This window comes from Clostridium sp. CTA-7 (assembly GCF_054768095.1).
This window is the reverse complement of sequence record NZ_BAAAAV010000002.1, coordinates 482,090-501,424: the sequence shown is the minus strand read 5'-3', so window position 1 is coordinate 501,424 and position 19,335 is coordinate 482,090. Positions and strand designations below refer to the sequence as shown.

18 protein-coding genes and 1 other annotated feature are annotated in these 19,335 nt (G+C 27.7%); of the genes, 10 read left to right on the top strand and 8 right to left on the bottom strand.

Translation table 11 applies throughout. The features are described from left to right. Positions 1-88: 88 nt before the first annotated feature. Positions 89-1,780, bottom strand: coding sequence for an arginine--tRNA ligase (gene argS / locus ACYUEX_RS05405; RefSeq protein WP_460286892.1), 1,692 nt, complete (start codon positions 1,778-1,780; stop codon positions 89-91). Positions 1,781-1,835: 55 nt separating this feature from the next. Beyond that, positions 1,836-2,043 (bottom strand) — a binding site (T-box leader). A gap of 366 nt (positions 2,044-2,409) precedes the next feature. Here argS and ACYUEX_RS05400 point away from each other — a divergent pair. Then, entirely contained in the window at positions 2,410-3,918 is a 1,509-nt protein-coding gene (locus ACYUEX_RS05400; protein ID WP_460286891.1) for a Ppx/GppA phosphatase family protein, read from the top strand. 58 nt (positions 3,919-3,976) lie between these two features. Here the strand turns inward: ACYUEX_RS05400 and ACYUEX_RS05395 are convergent, their stop codons facing one another. Together ACYUEX_RS05395 and ACYUEX_RS05390 are read right to left on the bottom strand one after the other, a co-directional pair. Continuing rightward, entirely contained in the window at positions 3,977-4,621 is a 645-nt protein-coding gene (locus tag ACYUEX_RS05395; protein ID WP_460286890.1) for a site-2 protease family protein, read from the bottom strand. Positions 4,622-4,772: 151 nt separating this feature from the next. Then, the gene (locus ACYUEX_RS05390) at positions 4,773-6,155 is read right to left on the bottom strand and encodes an LCP family protein (protein WP_460286889.1); all 1,383 of its coding nucleotides are present in this window, start codon (positions 6,153-6,155) and stop codon (positions 4,773-4,775) included. Between the two features lie 265 nt (positions 6,156-6,420). Here ACYUEX_RS05390 and ACYUEX_RS05385 point away from each other — a divergent pair, with 265 nt between their 5' ends. From ACYUEX_RS05385 to ACYUEX_RS05375, 3 genes are all read left to right on the top strand, one after another. After that, positions 6,421-7,068 (top strand): hypothetical protein, encoded by a 648-nt coding sequence (locus tag ACYUEX_RS05385; protein WP_460286888.1) that lies wholly within the window; start codon positions 6,421-6,423, stop codon positions 7,066-7,068. A 354-nt stretch (positions 7,069-7,422) separates the two neighbouring features. Continuing rightward, entirely contained in the window at positions 7,423-8,328 is a 906-nt protein-coding gene (gene rocF / locus ACYUEX_RS05380) for an arginase (RefSeq protein ID WP_460286887.1), read from the top strand. Positions 8,329-8,474: 146 nt separating this feature from the next. After that, positions 8,475-9,104 (top strand): 3'-5' exonuclease, encoded by a 630-nt coding sequence (locus ACYUEX_RS05375; protein ID WP_460286886.1) that lies wholly within the window; start codon positions 8,475-8,477, stop codon positions 9,102-9,104. Between the two features lie 77 nt (positions 9,105-9,181). On the opposite strand, the gene pflA is transcribed toward ACYUEX_RS05375, so the two are convergent. Then, on the bottom strand, positions 9,182-9,895 hold the full coding sequence (gene pflA, locus ACYUEX_RS05370; protein ID WP_460286885.1) for a pyruvate formate-lyase-activating protein: 714 nt from the start codon (positions 9,893-9,895) through the stop codon (positions 9,182-9,184). A gap of 88 nt (positions 9,896-9,983) precedes the next feature. Continuing rightward, positions 9,984-11,066 carry a GNAT family N-acetyltransferase gene (locus tag ACYUEX_RS05365; RefSeq protein WP_460286884.1) on the bottom strand — a complete coding sequence of 361 codons (1,083 nt, stop codon included), beginning with the start codon at positions 11,064-11,066 and terminating at the stop codon, positions 9,984-9,986. A gap of 430 nt (positions 11,067-11,496) precedes the next feature. Between ACYUEX_RS05365 and ACYUEX_RS05360 the strand changes: the two genes are divergently transcribed. Genes ACYUEX_RS05360 through ACYUEX_RS05340 form a run of 5 tightly spaced genes read left to right on the top strand, consistent with a single transcriptional unit; the run spans position 11,497 to position 15,816 of the window. Beyond that, positions 11,497-12,036 (top strand): helix-turn-helix domain-containing protein, encoded by a 540-nt coding sequence (locus tag ACYUEX_RS05360; protein ID WP_411168585.1) that lies wholly within the window; start codon positions 11,497-11,499, stop codon positions 12,034-12,036. A 23-nt stretch (positions 12,037-12,059) separates the two neighbouring features. Next, positions 12,060-13,109 (top strand): spermidine/putrescine ABC transporter ATP-binding protein, encoded by a 1,050-nt coding sequence (gene potA / locus ACYUEX_RS05355; protein WP_460286882.1) that lies wholly within the window; start codon positions 12,060-12,062, stop codon positions 13,107-13,109. After that, complete coding sequence (locus tag ACYUEX_RS05350; RefSeq protein ID WP_460286881.1) at positions 13,102-13,956, top strand: ABC transporter permease; 855 nt, start codon at positions 13,102-13,104, stop codon at positions 13,954-13,956. Before potA ends, ACYUEX_RS05350 begins: the two co-directional genes overlap by 8 nt. Next, complete coding sequence (locus ACYUEX_RS05345; protein ID WP_411168588.1) at positions 13,950-14,762, top strand: ABC transporter permease; 813 nt, start codon at positions 13,950-13,952, stop codon at positions 14,760-14,762. The genes ACYUEX_RS05350 and ACYUEX_RS05345 overlap by 7 nt, the downstream gene beginning before the upstream one ends. Further along, positions 14,749-15,816, top strand: a complete 1,068-nt coding sequence (locus ACYUEX_RS05340; RefSeq protein WP_460286880.1) for an ABC transporter substrate-binding protein — start codon at positions 14,749-14,751, stop codon at positions 15,814-15,816. Before ACYUEX_RS05345 ends, ACYUEX_RS05340 begins: the two co-directional genes overlap by 14 nt. 25 nt (positions 15,817-15,841) lie before the next feature. On the opposite strand, the gene ndk is transcribed toward ACYUEX_RS05340, so the two are convergent. Beyond that, positions 15,842-16,243, bottom strand: coding sequence for a nucleoside-diphosphate kinase (ndk, locus tag ACYUEX_RS05335; protein WP_460286879.1), 402 nt, complete (start codon positions 16,241-16,243; stop codon positions 15,842-15,844). 129 nt (positions 16,244-16,372) lie between these two features. Between ndk and ACYUEX_RS05330 the strand changes: the two genes are divergently transcribed. Next, positions 16,373-16,642 (top strand): acylphosphatase, encoded by a 270-nt coding sequence (locus tag ACYUEX_RS05330; protein ID WP_460286878.1) that lies wholly within the window; start codon positions 16,373-16,375, stop codon positions 16,640-16,642. 19 nt (positions 16,643-16,661) lie between these two features. On the opposite strand, the gene ACYUEX_RS05325 is transcribed toward ACYUEX_RS05330, so the two are convergent. Next, positions 16,662-17,627: a glycoside hydrolase family 73 protein gene (locus tag ACYUEX_RS05325; RefSeq protein ID WP_460286877.1), complete on the bottom strand. Its 966-nt coding sequence runs from the start codon at positions 17,625-17,627 to the stop codon at positions 16,662-16,664. Between the two features lie 289 nt (positions 17,628-17,916). Further along, positions 17,917-19,299, bottom strand: coding sequence for an alanine/glycine:cation symporter family protein (locus tag ACYUEX_RS05320; RefSeq protein WP_460286876.1), 1,383 nt, complete (start codon positions 19,297-19,299; stop codon positions 17,917-17,919). Between the last annotated feature and the right edge of the window lie 36 nt (positions 19,300-19,335).

Sequence of the window (19,335 nt, the reverse complement as noted above, 5' to 3'; positions counted from 1 at the left end):
TTTAAAGTCTTCAACAATATTATTCTCTTTTATACTTTCATCGAAAATACATTAAGGGATACGACTTTACGTATCCCCTTGAAATTATCTACATTTTATCTACTACTTCTATTCCTAATAATTCTAAAGAATTTTTTATAACTTGACATGTAGCTTTAACTAAATTTAGTCTAGCTTCTTTTAATTCTTCATCCTCTAAATTTAATACTGAATGAGCATTATAGAATTTATTAAAGGATTTAGCTACTTCAATTGCATATCTTGTAACGATTGAAGGTTCTAATTTTTCTATAGCTAAATGTATTTGCTTTGAAAATCCTTCCATTACTTTTACTAACTCAAATTCTTCCTTAGATATAAGTTTAGAATAATCAGGACTTCCTTTTAATTCTCCTGCTCTTGTTAAAATACTATTTGCTCTTGCATATGAATATTGTACATAAGGACCTGTTTCTCCTTCAAAAGAAAGCATTTCCTTCCAGTCAAATACTATATCTTTTTCTCTTGAATTTTTTAAGTAAGTAAATACTACTGCTCCAACACCAATCTTTTTAGCAACTTCCTCTTTATTTTCTAAATTCGGATTTTTTTCATTTATAGTTTCTATAGTTTTATCTATAGATTCTTTTATTAAATCGTCTAATAAAATTACTTCTCCCTTTCTAGTTGAAAGCTTTCTATCTGCGAATTTTACAAGACCAAAGCCAACATGAATACAATCCTTTGCCCATTCATGTCCTGCAAGCTCTAAAACCTTAAACACTTGCTTAAAATGTAGAGCTTGAGGAGTTCCTACAACGTATATACACTTATGGAAATCATAGTTTTTCTTTCTATACATTGCTGCTGCTAAATCTCTAGTTGCATATATTGACGCCCCATCACCTTTAAGAACTATACAAGGGGGCATGTTGTACTCATCTAGCATTACAACTTGAGCTCCATTACTTTCTACTAGTAATCCCTTTTCTCTTAATTCATTAACTACTACATCCATTTTATCGTTGTAAAAGGCTTCTCCAGCATATGAATCAAACTTGACGTTAAATATCTCATAAATTCTTTCAAATTCTTTTAAGCTTAAATCTCTGAATCTTTTCCATAATTCCTCTACTTCTTTATCTCCATCCTCTAATGCTTTAAAATAAGCTCTTCCTTCATCTTCAAGGGAAGGTTCTTTCTCAGCTTCATCATGGAATTTAACATATATTCTTAAAAGCTCATCTATTGCATTTTTCTCTAATGCTTCTTCATTTCCCCATCTTTTATAAGCAGATATAAGCTTTCCAAATTGTGTTCCCCAATCGCCTAAATGGTTTATTCCTTCAACATTATATCCTTCTTTTTTAAATAATTTATATAAAGAATTACCTATTGCAGTTGTAAATAAATGTCCAACGTGGAATGGCTTTGCTATGTTAGGTGATGAGTATTCCACGCAAACAGTTTTTCCATCTCCTACATTAGAAGAACCATAATTTTCACCTTCAGTTAAAACTTTTTCAATTGTGTTCTTTGTAAAGACACTTTTATCTGCGAAAAAGTTAACATAAGGTCCTACATTTATTATTTTTTCAAACCCATTTTTATTTATTTTTTCTGCTAATTCTTCTGATATCATATTAGGTGCTTTTCTAAAAGCTTTAGCTAATTGGAAACATGGAAATGCATAATCTCCCATTTCACTTTTAGGTGGAATTTCTATAAGTTTTTCTATACTCTCAATATCCATATCAATATGTTTACTTATCGCTTCTGCAACTTTCTTTTTATAATCCATTTTTATCCTCCTTAATTTATGCTAATTTATAAAATAAAAAACCGTCTCTTAATAATTAAGAGACGGATTAAATTCCGCGGTACCACTCTGATTGCATAAAATGCCACTCAATGCTTTAACGCAGCTATACGAACTATCCTACTTATAATTTTCAGTAGCTATCTCCAAGGCTCTCTTCCTAATATTTTATCTTATAAGGCTTACACCAATTCCTTACTCGCTTAAAGAATCAAATATAGTACTCTTCTCTTCATAGATAATAAACTTATTACAATTTAATATAAACATTATACATAAATGAAACTTTTATTGTCAACCTAAAAGAGGTTTATATATAAATATATTTAGTTAACATATATATGTTTCACTTAATGATCTACATCATTATGGTGTTATAAGATTAAAAGTTAATAGTCTTATTTAAGTAAAATGGCAAAATTGAAAGCATATATATTTTTAAATTTTTTTATATAAGTTGCTGAAATACTGACTTTGCTTAAATACTATCAATTTCAAAGATAATTTAGTTAAATGTAAAATATTTATTGCAACTTATATACTTTATTAATTAAAGTGATATAATATCTATAAATAAAATAATTTTCATAGTATTTATTAAAGGAGTTTATATGGATAGGGTTGGTATTATTGATATAGGTCCGAGTTCTCTTAGACTTATGTTAACTGAAGTTAATGAAAATGGATATTTTAAAATAATAGACGAGTTAAAAACTTCTATTAGATTATGTCACGATTTAGTTACTGATTATGGCATTTGTAATGAAAATTTTAAAACTATACTTTCTACATTGCGTGCATACAAATCTCTTTGTACTGTTTCTGGAGCAAATAAAATATTTGCTGTAGCTACAGAATCTCTAAGAGAAGCTAAAAATAAAGATGTACTTCTTCCTCTTATAAAAAAAGAGTTAGATATAGATATAAGGGTTTTAAGTTGTGATGAAGAAATTTCTTATAATTTCCTTGGTATAAAAAGAAGTATTTATATTGAAAATTCTTTAATGGTCGAAGTTGCAGGGACAGATACCCACTTAGCATGGGTTCAAGGTGATAAAGTAATAAAAAAAATTACTTTACCTTTAGGAAGTGTTAATTTAACTTATAAATTTAATTTAAAAGATAGAATATCTACACAAGATTTAAATGATGCATTTAGCTTTATATCATCTCAACTAAATGATATAAGTTGGCTTACAGAAACTAAGTTTGATTCTATAATTGGAATTGCATCAACAGTTCGAAATATAGGTAAAATAGACAGAGTAAGAAAAAGATATCCTTTTGATATACCTCATAACTATGAACTTTCTGACTTAGATGTTCAAGAAATATTCAACTTATTAAAATGTAAGGATTTTAAACAAAGACAAAAATTAGAAGGAATTGAACCTGAGCTTGCTGATATTATAGTTGGTGGTACAGCAATTTTTAAGAAAATTGCAAACCTAGTTCAATGTAGTAAAATAATAATATCTGGTCGTGGACTTAGAGAAGGTTTGATGTATGAATATCTACATAGTAAATACTCTATACCAAATGATATCTTAGATTACAGTATTAATGGTATATTAGACACTCTAAACAGTGATAAAAATCATGCTTCTAATGTATTTAATCTGACTTTCAACTTATTTAATGCATTAAAGCCTTTGCATCATCTAGGAGATGAATTTTTACATATAATAAAGACATCTTCTATGCTTCATGATTGTGGAATAAGTATAAATTATTATGGTCATCATAAACATTCATTTTATATAATATTAAATTCTTATATAAATGGACTAACACAAAAAGAAGTACTTATGAGTGCTGCTATTGCTGCATCTCACAGATTTAATAGTTATCAAACTCCTTTAGCTCCATTTTCTTCAGTAATGAATCAATTAGATTTAAGGTCTGTTAAACTAATCGGAGTTCTTATTAAAATAGCAGAAGGTTTAGATAGAAGCCTTGTCGGTGCAGTTAAAAATCTTAATATTAATTTTGACCAAGAAACTGTAACACTTAAGGTTTCTTCAGATATAGATGTAGATTTTGAAATTCGTCAAGCTTTAAGAGCTAGTGAGAAATTTAAAGAAATCTATGGTAAAGAACTTATAATAGAGGCAATTTAAACTTTCAAAATATCCTTATTAATATAAAAAGTGGATTCATATGAATCCACTTTTTATATTAAAATATTATTCCTATAATTAAATATGCTATATTACTAAACAATTTATATATTAAACCCGATGGTATTCTTAATATATATTGTCCTGCTAGAACTATTCCTAAAAGTATAAACATTTGATATTGATAAAGCTTATCTGCAACTTTATAGAAATTTTTAGGACTTATCTCTCTAAATAATTCAAAGCCTGCAAGTCCAGGTATTGGAATTAAATTAAATACAAATAAATTTATATTTATTAATGATATATATTGTAATGCTATAGCAACAATATTAAATGTTGATGAAGACGTAAATTTATAACCTATATTAATCCATATAGCAAATATAAATACCCCTAAAAATCCTACTAATAAATTTGCGAGTGGTGCTGCTAAAGTTACCTTTATTGCATCCTTATGACCTCTTTTATATGCACTTGGATTAGTATCAACAGGCTTAGTCCAACCAAATCCAACTAATATTATCATAACAAACCCCATTAGATCTACGTGAGCTGCTGGATTTAAAGTTAGTCTCCCTTGAAACCTAGGTGTTTTATCTCCTAATTTATCCGCCATTTTTGCCTTTGCATAACCTTGTGCAGTAAAAGCTATTAATATTGCAGGAATACTTAATATTTTAGTTAATAAATAATTTGACATATTTCACCTCCCTATTATTTATCTTATGATTATATCATATTTATTAAATTAAATACTTGTTGTTTAGATTTTTTTAATAAAAAGAGCTTTACTGAGTGTAAAGCTCTTTTCAAATCATTTTACTAAATATTATATAAATTTCTACCTAATATTATTGTGGTTTATTTGGATCTACTGGCTTATTTGGATCTACTGGTTTATTCGGGTCTACAGGTTGACCCGGATCTACCGGCTTATTTGGCTCTACTGGTTTATTTGGATCTACTGGCTTATTTTGGTCTACCGGATTATTCGGCTCTACTGGTTTATTTGGCTCTACTGGTTTATTTGGATCTACTGGTTTATTTGGCTCTGTTACTGATGGCGTTTTATCAGTATTTTTATCATTAAAATCTTCTGGTTTTATGTTATATATAGAATTATATCTAGCCTCTTCCGCATTATATCTTGCTGCTACATTTTGAACTGCTAATAAGTCAAATTCATCTGGATTTGGTAGCTTATTATTAAATATAAAATCATGTAAAACCTTTATGTTTTGTTCAAAGTCTATTAATAAGCACCATCCCTTATCTTTATACAAGTTATCTCTTGCAATAAGATCAGCTTGTGGTATTTGTAATTGTTCAAAGTTTAAATCTGGTAACTTATAAATTGTATATGCTAAGTTTAATGCTTCTGGAATATCTATATTAGTTTTAACTTCATTAGCTAAAGCATTTGCTACACCTACATATTTTAATGGATTAACCTCTTTTAACTTAGAAGCAACTTGATATAAGACTTTAGTTTGTCTTTCTCCTCTTTCAAAGTTTCCATTTCCAACATATCTTATTCTTGCATATGATAAAGCTTGCTGTCCATTTACTTTTTGAAGCCCAGTTTCTGTTATTGGTGGTGAATGTACTCCTGTGGATTCTCCTATATATTTATTTACTTCTTCTATTTCATAATCTTTTATATCTACTTCTATTCCACCGATTTGATCTATTATAGATTCAAATCCCCAAAAATTTACTATAATATATTTATCTAACTTTAAGTTAAAATTTTCTTGTATAGTTTCCATTAATAAAGCTGCTCCACCTTCTGCTCCACGAAGATTTCCCTTTTCATCTTGCTCAGAACTACCAAAAGCAAAGGCTGCATTTATCTTATTTTCTCCATACTCTGGTATGTTAACTAACGTATCCCTCATTATTGTAGTTAACTTAACTTTTTTATTATTATTATCCAAAGTTGCTATAATAATAGAATCTGATCTAGCTGGTTCATCTAATGTTCTTCCATCAGTTCCTATTAATAATACATTTGTAATTCCATCTACTTCTTTATAACTAGCTTCATTTTTACTTTCGGGTTTATATTCAACATAAATTTTATTTCTAATATGATTATAATACCCCCATACTACTGCTATAATTATTGCCAGTACACTCAATATAGATACTAATATAATTTTCTTTTTATTCTTTTTTTTATTCTTTTTCTTTTTATTCTGGCTTTTTTTCTCTAATGAATCATTTTCGCTCATCTTAATTCCTCCCTTTACCTTACTATTATATAACCAAGGCTTATATTCTTACAACAATATTCATTCTATTATACCAAATTAATTTGTAATATTTGTTACAAATTAATAACAACCAATAATCTTCCTAATATATTATAAATTATTTGCTTTATAAACATAAAATAAACTCATATTATATACTTCTTACATAATATATATAATTTTTTAAACTCTATGGTTTAATTTAACATTTATTTGTTAATAATAGGAATAAGAGGTGATAAATATGGATAATTTAAATAAAGAAAACTCAACATCAAAATCTCAAAAACAAAAAAGAAATTATAATAAAAAACAAAAAGCTGCTATATTAGTTTCGGTTGTTTCCCTATTAGCAATCTGCTTTTGCATAAGTTATTTTATTACTGATTATTTTACTAATCCTAATAAAGGATCAAACAATAGTTTTTTAAATGAAAATGTATATAGTGAAAATGCTAAATATTTAAGTGATAATATCTACATTACCCTTAAAACCGGTGATAATATAGATATTTCAGAAACCTTACTTAACTTAAAAGATACGTTAACTTTAAATGAAAATCTTACTAAAGATGACTTGTCACAAGAACTCTCAAAACAAGGATATATACTATCCGAATGGGATAGTAATAAATTAATTTACAAACGTGATAGCGTTGCTAATGTTACTCTAGAACCAAATAAATATTATTTAGGCGAAGAAAATGGGTATATTAGTTTATTTAAAACAGATGAAACTGGTAACATAATTGAATCTCAAAAGAAAGTTTATTCAGATTCTAAACCTATATCAAATTTACCTGAAATAGATCAAAACTATATAAAAGAAAATAAATTTTCTTTTGATAAAAGAGAAGAAGCACTTCAAAAATTAAGTGAAATGATATCATAAATAAATACTCAATAAATAAAAAGGAGCATTAGCTCCTTTTTACTATCTTTAATAAAGAATAACAAAATTTATTAAGGGAATAAATAAACTATATATTAGATTTATTTAAGAGGTTATAAATAATTTAAAATTAAGATAGAAATTATAATTTTTTCTTTCTATTTTGATTTTTTTTCACATTTTAAGACAAAAAAGTATAAATATAATATATATTTATTTAATATTTTCTTCATATACTTAAAAATTATATAATTGTAATAATTTTTTTATATTTTTTTATTTACATATTGGTTTTAAGCTATTAATATATATTTATTGCCCTAAAAAATTTATTCCAAATCGGAGGTTTGTTTTATGAATATTAGTATTATTGATATGCCTATATTCTATGGATGTGATAATCCTGGAGTTGAAAATGGGCCAAAAGTTTTAAGAGAGAACAACCTTCTAGATATCTTTAATAAAAGCCACCAAGTCTGTGATATGGGCGAAGTTCATGTAAAAAATGTTTCTTCAAATGATAAATACGCAGCTAATGACAAAATGAAGTATTTAGATGAAGTTGTGAGATCAAATGTTGGACTAGCTGATAAAGTTTATGAGTCTTTAACAAATTCGTACCTTCCTTTAGTTATTGGAGGAGATCACTCATTAGCTCTTGGAAGTATTGCTGGCTCAAGTAAATTTTTTGCTGAAGATCTTGCAGTAATTTGGGTGGATGCTCATGGTGATATAAATACACACGAGACTTCCCCATCTGGAAACATTCACGGAATGCCTTTAGCTAGTTCCATGGGATTCGGTCATGAAATTTTGACTAACCTTTATTTTACTAGTGGAAAGGTTAAACCTGAAAATGTATTTTTATTAGGTTGCAGAGACTTAGATTTAGGTGAACTTGAATTAATCAAGGAATATAATCTTAATGTATGGACCATGGAAGATATTAAAATCAAGGGCATAGAATTGGTCTTAAAGGAACTTTTACAAACTATAAACAAGAAAAATATAAAAAATATTCATTTTAGCTTCGATATTGATAGTTTAGATCCTTCATGTGTTCCTGGAACTGGAACTCCTGTTGATGATGGATTATCCTTCTCTGAAGGAAAGCAAGTAATCGAAACTATTATTAATACTTCATTAGTAAGAGCAATGGATTTTGTAGAATTTAATCCAGACTTAGATGATAATAAAAGAACATTAGAAACATGTCTTGAATTATTGAAAGTTATATCTAACGCTTTTGAAGGTAAATAAATTTTAAAATAGCTAATAGTTCTCTATTGGCTATTTTTTATTATTTCAATTTCTTAATTAACTGAGGTTATACACTTTATAACTTACGACTTTTTTTTTATTTTGTGTTATTATATAATAAGTAAAACTAATCTTTGGAGGATAAAATGAAACTATTATTTTTTGATACTGAAACAACAAGTATAAAGCCAGGTAATATTTGCCAACTAAGTTATATAGTTATAGATGCTTCAACAAAACCACAAAAAACTACTGGAAAGAATTTTTTCTTTACTGTTGATAGTATGGACGAAGGTGCTGAAGCAATTCATGGATTTTCACTTGAAAAATTATATGATCTTTCAGAAGGTAAAGAATTCTTAGATTGTGTTCATGAATTTATGCCTGATTTTTTTGATGCAGATTTTATAATTGGACATAATGTTCAATTTGATATAAAATTTCTAAAGCATGAATTACAACAACTTTGGGAAGCTGGACTTATAGATGCTACATGGGAGCCTAAAAATACATTTTGCACTATGGCATACTACAAATCATTATGTAATCTACCTAGTCCATCTGGTAATATAAAAAATCCTAAACTTTCAGAAGTTATAGATTTTCTTCAAATCAATGAAGAACAAATAAGTAATAAATCAAATGAACTTTTTGAAGGTAGTGGAAATTATCATGATGCACGATTTGATACAGCTGCAACTTATTTAACTGTTATACAAGGAATGAGGAAAGGGCTAATTCCAGCTGGATATTTTTCTAACTTGATAAAAAAATAATATTTATATAAATATAGTGAAAAGCCCTCTATTTAAAATAGAGGGCTTTTCACTAAGCTAAACTAAATAAATTAATATTAGAATTCCTTAAAAAACTTTTCTTTTAAGATTTTACACTTTTCTTTATCCATTGCTGGAGTTTCTTCTAATCTATATTTTATTCCTAATGATTCATATTTATTTACACCTAATAAGTGATAAGGTAACAATTCTACTTTTTCAACATTTTCTAGTGAATTAACAAATTCCTTAAGTTCTAACATATATTCATCACTATCTGTTTTTCCTGGTACAACAACCTGTCTTATCCAAAGCTTAGTTTTAGCTTTTTTGCAATCATCTAAAAATTTATTTGTTTCATCTATTTTGTAACCAGTCATATCTTTGTAACCTTCTTCAGATAAATACTTAACATCATATAATACTAGATCCGTATATTTTAATATTTCTTCATAACTTCCAAAACCAACACCTGAAGTGTCTAAACATGTATGTATTCCTTCTGCTTTACATAACTTAAGTACTTCTAATAAAAATTCTGGTTGTCTAAGTGGATCTCCACCTGAAAATGTGACCCCACCACCAGAAGTTGTAAAATAGCTTTTAAATCTTTTTATTTTTTTTACCAATTCTTCAGCAGTATACTCTATTCCACCCTTTTCATTCCATGTATCTGGATTATGACAATAAAGACATCTTAATGCACACCCTTGAAAAAACACTACTACTCTTATCCCTGGTCCGTCAACAAGTCCCATACTTTCAACTGAATGAATCCTACCTTTTAGCATATTTATCTTCTCCTCTATTTTGGACAATTGCCAATAAAACTTATTTTGTCTTATTCATTATAATTTGTATATAATAAATTGTCTATTATTAAAAGATTCCTATCTTTTTGCACAATTCTTTACTTACTTCTTCTCCTGCAAGCTTTTTAACAATATCTACACATAATTCTATACTTCCCATAATATTAGAAGCAAACATTAGCTTTCCATTATCAACAAAAGATCTATTTACTTGGACTGTCCCCTTTATTTCCAAATTAGATTCTGGTATTAGCACTCCATCCATCCCTTGAAAGTCTCTTAAAAAATATAATCCATTAGAAAATGTCGTTATATAGTCACAATTATTATATGCTGATACTACATATCTACTCAGATTGTTAGCATTTATATAATTATCTAATTCATTTCCTCCTGGTATTACTAGTATATTAGGCTTGTCTATATCTTCATTAAAATTTTTATCAATAATTATAGACATATTATTTATATTTATATTTTTCTTATCTGATATAGAGTATATTTGAAAGTAATCTTCCTTTAATATTTCATTTACCTTACTAAAAATATTAAAGGGTATTGAGTATTCTAACATATCAATGTTATCATATGCTAAAACAGCTACTGATTTCTTATTACTTATCTTAAAGCTTAAAAAATTCTTTTTAGTTAACTTATATGTTGATTTATTTTTAAAGCTACTTATTTCCTCGAATCCTATTTTCTTTAATAATTTCTTAGATTCATTTGTTATTACTGTATCTATTATAGCTTCTCCACCAAAATCTAAAAAATAATATTCTAAGATTAACCTTAATGCCTCTTCACCATAACCATTCTTTCTATATCTATGGTGGATTTTTACATTAACCCTAGCCACCTTAGTTGCGGAATTATATCCATGAAAACTAACTTCTCCTATAGTCTTATCATCTGAAGTATAAATAAGACAATAAAAATTTTTCCCATCCGAAGGCTGCACCATTTTATTATAAAACATCTCCCACTTTTCTCTTGGAAATGAATAAGTTCCTCCAGCCTCAACCATATTTTCTTTATCACTCCATAGATTTTCCACAAAAGATAGCTCATGAAACTTAGGTTGTCTTATATAAATCTTTTTACCATTTCTTCTATACAAATTAAAGTTTTTACTCATTTTATCACCCATTGATATTTACTTTATTCTTCCAGATAATATATAGTCTACTATCTCATAAATTTATTCTTTTATCAAGTAATCTACCCCTAATGCAATAATGAAGTAATTTAAAATTAATATTTTATTAATAATATTAATTTATATCCAAATGTTACTAAATAAAATTTAAAATAAAGAACCTTTTAATTTTCAATCAAATTATTTACTTAGTATTAGTAAACTTCAAGTGTTGTTTTATTAAACTCAAATTTATTATAATCTACTGTACTTAAATAGAACCAATACTTTGAGCGAAAAAAATTTTTAAAATTTTCTATATAATTTTTATAAAAAAATATTGATTTATACACAATAAATATATATAATATCTATTGTTTGTTTAGTAATTTTAAACTTAAGGTTTAGTATTATAAAATTTAAAAAGGTAGAAGGTGTAATTGTGGAAATAGGTGAAAAGATACGAAGATTGCGTATTGAAAAACAATTAACTCAAGAAGAACTTGCTAATAGATGTGAGCTCTCAAAAGGATTTATATCCCAAGTTGAGAACGACTTAACCTCTCCATCAATAGCAACTTTAATAGATATTCTAGAAATTCTTGGAACTAATCTTACAGAATTTTTTAGTGATGCTAGTGAGGAAAAGGTTACTTATACATATGAAGATATGTTTGAAACTGAAAATGAAGATTTAAAGTACAAGCTTATGTGGCTTATACCTAATGCTCAAAAAAATGAAATGGAGCCAATTATGATAACTTTAGAACCTGGTGGTCAATATGTAGAAGAGGAACCTCATGAAGGTGAAGAGTTTGGCTTTGTTTTATCTGGAACTATAATATTACATTTAGGTAAAAAGAAATTTAAAGTAAAAAAAGGCGAAAGCTTCTACTTTAAACCTAGATCTAATCACTATATTTCAAATGGAGGAAAAACACAAGCTAAAGTAATTTGGATAAGTACTCCACCATCATTTTAAATCTATAGAAAGAGGTGTTTATTTTGGAACAAAATATAATTGAAATTAAGGGTGTTTCTAAATCTTTTGAGGATAACTGCGTTTTAGATAACCTTACATTAAACATCAAAAAGAATGAATTTTTAACATTACTTGGTCCAAGTGGATGTGGAAAAACAACAACATTAAAAATTATTGCTGGCTTTGAAGATGCTGATAAAGGTGAAGTTTTATTTAATGGAACTGATATCTCTACTTTACCTCCATATAAAAGGCAAGTAAACACCGTATTCCAAAAGTATGCATTATTTCCTCATATGAATGTATATGAAAATGTTGCATTTGGATTAAAAATTAAAAAAACTTCTAAAAATGAAATAGATAAAAAAGTTAAAGAAATGCTTAAACTAGTTTCTCTAGACGGCTTTGAAAAAAGAAGTGTAGAATCTTTAAGTGGTGGTCAACAACAAAGAGTGGCTATTGCAAGAGCCTTAGTTAATGAACCTAAAGTTCTTCTTTTAGATGAACCTCTTGGTGCTTTAGATTTAAAACTTAGAAAAGAAATGCAAATTGAACTTAAAAGAATACAACAAAGGCTTGGTATAACATTCATATTTGTAACTCATGACCAAGAAGAAGCATTAACAATGTCAGATACTATAATAGTTATGAATAAGGGCAAAATACAACAAATGGGTTCTCCTGAAGATATATATAATGAACCTGCTAATGCCTTTGTTGCTGACTTTATTGGTGAAAGTAATATATTAACGGGTACTATGCTAGAGGATTTTAAAGTTGAATTCTGTGATAAAACATTCGAATGCGTCGACAAAGGCTTTGAAAAAAATGAATTAATAGATGTAGTTATAAGACCAGAGGATATAAAAATTGTATCTTCGGATAATGGAATGTTAGAGGGTACTGTAAAATCTATAATTTTCAAAGGTGTTCACTATGAAATAGAAGTTGAAGAAGAAAATAATAAATGGATAATTCATAACACTAAGTTTGCCGAAGTAAATTCAGTTATAGGATTAGATATCTACCCAGAAGATATTCATATTATGAGAAAGGTTTCAAATAATGAGTAAAGCAAAGAAAACTAATGAAAATTTTGCTGCATCTCCTTTTATAGTTTGGAGTGCATTATTTATTGTAATCCCATTATTAATAGTTTTATTCTTCGGCTTTACTATAACTACACCTGATGGGAATTATGCATTTTCCTTAGAAAACTTTACAAGACTACTTCAACCTCAATATATAAAAGTTTTTACAAGAAGTTTGTGGCTTGCTTTACTATCTACGGTATGGTGCTTAATTTTTGGATACCCTGTAGCGTATATTATATCTAAAATGAAACCTTCTAAAGGTAATATTTTAATGCTACTATTTATAGTTCCAATGTGGATGAACTTTTTGCTTAGAACTTATGCTTGGTTACCTATCTTAGGTAAAAACGGATTTATAAATAATATTCTTGGTTATTTGGGCGTAGGTCCATTTACCTTCTTATATAATGATGGGGCTGTAATTCTTGGTATGATATATAACTTTCTACCATTTATGGTTCTTCCAATATATACTGTACTAACAAAAATGGATAAAGACTTATTAAATGCTGCTGCTGATTTAGGTGCTAATCGAAAAGAAGTTTTTAGAAAAATAGTTCTTCCACTAAGTATGCCAGGAGTAGTCTCAGGAATAACAATGGTATTTATGCCTGCTGTTTCTACCTTTGTAATTTCAAGATTACTTGGTGGTGGACAATACATGCTTTTAGGTAACTTAATAGAGCAACAATTTACTATGATGGGAGATTGGAACTTTGGTTCATCTATCTCTATATTTATGATGATAATAATATTAATTTCTATGGCTATAATGAGCAAGTTTGATAATTCAGATGCTAAAGAAGGAGGAGGTCAATTATGGTAAAAAAATTTGAAAACTTTATAAAAAAGTTTTATTTATTACTTATATTTATATTTTTATATACACCAATAGTTGCCTTAATAGTATTCTCCTTCAATGATTCTAAGACTATGGGAAAATGGTCTGGCTTTACATTAAAATGGTATGGGGAGCTTTTTAATAACGAAAGAATCATGCAAGCTTTATTCTTTACAGTTGTTATTGCAATTATTTCATCTATAGTAGCTACAATAATTGGTACACTGGCTGCAATTGGAATAAATAAAATGAGAGGCCCTAAGAAAGCTCTTTTATTAAATATAAATTATTTACCTGTATTAAATCCAGATATAGTAACTGGTATTTCTTTAATGAGCTTATTCATTTTTATTAGACCACTTACAAAATTAGATTTTGGATTTACTACTATGCTACTTGCTCATATTACATTTAACATTCCCTATGTTATATTAGCTGTATTACCTAAGCTTAGACAGCTACCTGAAAATATTGAAGAAGCTGCACTAGATTTAGGTGCAACTCCATCTTATACATTAAGAAAAATAATATTACCTCAAATTAAACCTGGAATTTTCGCTGGTATGTTAATGGCTTTTACAATGTCTATTGATGATTTTGTTATTAGTTTCTTCACAGCTGGTCCAGGAGTTACAAATCTTTCAATTGAGATATATTCTATGGCAAGAAGAGGTATCAAACCTGAAATTAATGCCCTTTCGACTTTAATGTTTGTAACTGTATTAACTCTTCTATTAATTGCTAATAGAAAAGAATTTACATCTAGAGGTGATAAAATTGAAAAAGCTTAAGAAGTCAATTGCTATTTTATCTTCATTATTTTTAATTTCTACTTCTTTTGTAGGCTGCAGTAATGAAGAAAATAGTTCAAAGAACAAAAGAACTCTTAATGTATTTAATTATGGTGACTATATAAATGAAGATTTAATAGCTAAGTTTGAAGAAGAAACTGGAATTGATGTAATATACGATACCTATGAATCAAATGAAATTATGTATCAAAAAATAAAAAATAGTCCTGGCACCTATGACTTAATTTTTCCTTCTGATTATATAGTTGAAAAAATGATAAGTGAAGATATGTTAGAAAAAATTGATTTTAATAATATTCCAAACTTTAAAAATATAGGTGAAGACTTTAAAAATCTTCCTTATGATCCTAATAACGAATATTCAGTTCCTTATATGTGGGGTACAATAGGAATAATATATGATGCTGATAAGGTTGATGAACCAGTAGATAGTTGGGATATTTTATGGAATCCTAAATATACAGGTGAAATATTTATGTTTGATTCCATAAGAGATACACTTGCTATTTCATTAGCTAGACTTGGTTATTCATTAAATTCAGTAGATAAAAATGAGCTTGATGACGCTGTAAAAGAATTAATAAAACAAAAACCTTTAGTTCAATCTTATGTTATGGACGAAGTTAAAGATAAAATGATAAATGGCGAAGCTACTTTTGCTACAGTTTACTCTGGTGATGCTATATTTATTCAAGAAGAAGCTCCAGACTTAAATTTACAATATGTAGTGCCAAAAGAAGGTTCCAATAAATGGTTTGATGTTATGGTTATTCCAAAAGGAGCTCCACATAAATCTGAAGCTGAGGAATTTATAAACTTTCTATCTTATCCTGAAAATGCAAAGGAAAATGTTGAGTATATAGGATATGCTACTCCTAATAAGGCTGCCTATGAACTATTAGACGAAGAAACTCAAGAAGATGAAACAGTTTATCCTCCTGAAGAAGTCCTTGATAAGTGTGAAATATTTAAAGATTTAGGAAATAAAATTAAGCTTTATGATGATGCATGGTTAAAAGTAAAAATAGACTAAAAGGGGTACTTTATGTAGCCCCTTTTTAATTTCTAAACCATAACTTTATTTCTCTCTTAGCACTTTCAATACTATCAGAAGCATGAACACAGTTTTCCATACTACTTGCTGCATATAGTCTTCTTATAGTTCCTTCTGCTGCTTTTTCAGGATTAGTACTTCCATTAATTTCTCTAATCTTCTGTATTGCATTCTCTCCTTCTAAAATTAATGCACATAATAGTCCTCTAGTTATAAATTTTATTAAAGATTCGAAAAACTCTTTACCAATATGCTCTTCATAATGCATGCAGGCAAAATCCTTTGATATTCTTTCCATTTTCAATGCAACTACTTTAAGCCCATTTTCCTCATATTTACTTATTATTTCCCCTATTATATTTTTCTCTATAGCATCTGGTTTTATTAATACTAGTGATCTTTCCATATAAATGCCCTCCCATATATAATTCTCATTCAAATTATACCATTTTTTTAATAAGCTTACATAATTATATTCAAAATAATCTGACATTTATGATATAATTTTTATAATTAGTTGTTAAGGAGTGATAATATGACTAGATACTATATTATTGTTGAAGGTAGAGTTCAAGGAGTCGGCTTTAGATACTTTTGTCAAATGAATGCCACTTCTCTTAATTTAACTGGTTGGGTACATAATATGGATAATGGTATGGTTGAAATGGAAGTACAAGGAGATAAAATCATAGTTAATAAATTTATTAGTATAATAAGTAAAGGAAACTTTTTTATAAGAGTAGATTCAATTTCTAAAAAAGAAATTGATTTAGTTTTAAATGAACATAAATTTAAAATAAAATAGAGCATTTAATCTAGATTCTCTATTCTCCTCTCTGTACCTTTGTATCATATATCATTAAGTTATTTTCTTGAATTACTCTAATTAATTTATCTCCATAAATTAAATTTCCATTTTCATCCTTTGCAGTACTATATCCTGCATCTTCTAGTACCTGCGCTTGTGCTCTGTAATTTTTTGCTTCAAAAAGCCCATTTTTAGCATATCTTTCATTTTCCCATAAGAATTTTCCATGATCCTCTATCGATGAGCTTATGTTGTTATAAGCTCTAAAATCGCCTACAATAACATCCTTATAATTTTCTTTAGTTTTCATATTAACTTTTTCTTCACTCCAACTTGCATCAGCTTTTATTCCAAAAATATTATTATGTCTCGAAGATAACTCTGACTCTCCCCACCCTGATTCTAATATAGCTTGACCAATAGTTATTGATGGCAATATTCCATAGTTTTTATAATTCTTATATGCACCATCTGATACTTTTTCTATAAACTGTATTTTTTCTTTATCTAATTCGCTATGAAGATAATTTTTCTTTAATTCTATTAAATAATCTTCTGCTAATTTTTCTTCTTTCTCATCTAATTTTAACTCCTTAATTGCTGAGTCAAAATTTCTTAACCCAATACTATCATTAGAAGAGTTCTTTTTAAAAAAAGCCTTGCCTATACTATTTAATTGATCTTTATTATTAATATTAAATTCGCCTTCATTAACAGCTCCATTTATTGCCGCTATCTCCTGCCAATTTAATTGATATCCTTCTTTGCTTAATTCATCAGCAACATTTATGTAACTTAACACTACTTCATGAGATAACGAAATATTTTTGCCGTTTTTATTTATAAATGTGAATACTATAAAAAATATGCTAAATATACATATTATAAAAAATATTGATTTTAAAAAAAATCTTCTTATTTTACCTTTACTCTTTTTTTTTCTGTATCCATTAACCCCATTATAAGTTCCTCTATAATTCAATTTATCACCTCCAAAATCAACTAATTTATAATATTATTTTATTTATTTAGAAGTATTTTAATATATATATGATTCTAATTTGCTATTAAACTTACATTTCCACTTTTAACTATTTATTTTAATTTAAATATAGATAATGTAGAATATTAATTAGAACATATATATTATACTTTAAATTTACATCACTTAAATATTTATCTAAAAACTTAATGAATAATTAATGAATATTTAAGAAATAAATTAGGAGCCTTAAAACTTAATTTAAAACTCCTAACTTTAATAAAGCTATTTAATTTTCAAATTTAACACAATCAACTACTTTATTATTTATAAAAAACTTTTCTGTTTCATCTACTATCACATTTCTTAATCCTATTAATCCAATTAAGTTTGGTATAGCCATAAGACCATTAACTATATCTGCTATAATAAATATCATTTCTAGAGGTAAAAATGGACCTACTGCAACTAAAATTATAAAAATAATTTTATAAGGCTTTATACCTTTTACTCCAAATAAATATTCTATACATCTTTCACCATAGTAATTCCATCCTAATATAGTTGTAAAGGCAAAAAATATTAATCCTATATTTACTATATACTTTCCTAATGTAGCTATTGGCAAACCATTTTCAAATGCAGCAGTTGTTAATGCTGCACCTTCTAAGTTTCCATTGAAACTTCCTGTAATAACTATTACAAGTCCTGTCATTGTGCATATAATAATTGTATCAATAAATGTTCCAGTCATAGAGATTAACCCTTGTCTAACAGGTGATTTAGTTCTAGCAGCAGCTGCTGCTATAGGTGCACTTCCAAGACCTGCTTCATTAGAAAATACCCCTCTACCTATTCCCCTTTGCATTGCAATTGAAATAGTTATTCCAGCAGCTCCACCTAAGGCTGCTTCAGGATTAAATGCACTTCTAATTATTAAACTAATTGATTCTGGTATTTTGTTATAATTAAATACTAAAACTAACATAACACCTAATATATATAATACAGCCATAAATGGCACTATCTTTTCTGAAACACTAGAAATTCTTTTTATTCCACCTAATGTGACTAATGCAACTAGTATGGTTACTACTACTGCTGTAACAATTAAAGGAATATTAAATCCTATTTGTGCAGCATCTGCAATAGACTTAACTTGTCCAAATGTACCTATACCAAGTAAGGCAACTCCTACTCCAAATATAGCAAATAGTTTAGCTAACCAGTTTAGACCTAAACCATTTTTAATATAATACATAGGTCCTCCAGACATCTGTCCATTTGCATCTACTTCTCTATATTTTATAGCTAATACGCCTTCTGCATATTTTGTTGCCATTCCAAAAAAAGCTGCTATCCACATCCAAAATAATGCTCCTGGTCCTCCAGCTTTAATAGCAGTTGCAACTCCAACTATATTTCCTGTTCCTATAGTTGCTGATAATGCAGTACAAAGTGCTCCAAAACTTGAAACATCTCCTCTAGCTTCATCGTCTCCTTCTTCATCCTTTGAAAAAATATACTTTAAAGCTAAAGGAAGTTTAAATATTTGTAATAATTTTAGTTTAAAGGTTAAATATATCCCTGTTCCAACTAAAAGTATAAGTAGTGGTGGACCCCATATAATATTATTTAGCCCACTTAAAATTGATTGAATTTGATTTAACATAAAAAAATCCCCCTTAAATTAAAATTTACGGAGGAG

Excerpts from the sequence above, each read along its gene's own strand:
- argS (WP_460286892.1), bottom strand. The coding sequence starts at position 1,780 with ATGGATTATAAAAAGAAAGTTGCAGAAGCGATAAGTAAACATATTGAT.
- ACYUEX_RS05400 (WP_460286891.1), top strand. The coding sequence starts at position 2,410 with ATGGATAGGGTTGGTATTATTGATATAGGTCCGAGTTCTCTTAGACTT.
- ACYUEX_RS05395 (WP_460286890.1), bottom strand. The coding sequence starts at position 4,621 with ATGTCAAATTATTTATTAACTAAAATATTAAGTATTCCTGCAATATTA.
- ACYUEX_RS05390 (WP_460286889.1), bottom strand. The coding sequence starts at position 6,155 with ATGAGCGAAAATGATTCATTAGAGAAAAAAAGCCAGAATAAAAAGAAA.
- ACYUEX_RS05385 (WP_460286888.1), top strand. The coding sequence starts at position 6,421 with ATGGATAATTTAAATAAAGAAAACTCAACATCAAAATCTCAAAAACAA.
- rocF (WP_460286887.1), top strand. The coding sequence starts at position 7,423 with ATGAATATTAGTATTATTGATATGCCTATATTCTATGGATGTGATAAT.
- ACYUEX_RS05375 (WP_460286886.1), top strand. The coding sequence starts at position 8,475 with ATGAAACTATTATTTTTTGATACTGAAACAACAAGTATAAAGCCAGGT.
- pflA (WP_460286885.1), bottom strand. The coding sequence starts at position 9,895 with ATGCTAAAAGGTAGGATTCATTCAGTTGAAAGTATGGGACTTGTTGAC.
- ACYUEX_RS05365 (WP_460286884.1), bottom strand. The coding sequence starts at position 11,066 with ATGGGTGATAAAATGAGTAAAAACTTTAATTTGTATAGAAGAAATGGT.
- ACYUEX_RS05350 (WP_460286881.1), top strand. The coding sequence starts at position 13,102 with ATGAGTAAAGCAAAGAAAACTAATGAAAATTTTGCTGCATCTCCTTTT.
- ACYUEX_RS05345 (WP_411168588.1), top strand. The coding sequence starts at position 13,950 with ATGGTAAAAAAATTTGAAAACTTTATAAAAAAGTTTTATTTATTACTT.
- ndk (WP_460286879.1), bottom strand. The coding sequence starts at position 16,243 with ATGGAAAGATCACTAGTATTAATAAAACCAGATGCTATAGAGAAAAAT.
- ACYUEX_RS05330 (WP_460286878.1), top strand. The coding sequence starts at position 16,373 with ATGACTAGATACTATATTATTGTTGAAGGTAGAGTTCAAGGAGTCGGC.
- ACYUEX_RS05320 (WP_460286876.1), bottom strand. The coding sequence starts at position 19,299 with ATGTTAAATCAAATTCAATCAATTTTAAGTGGGCTAAATAATATTATA.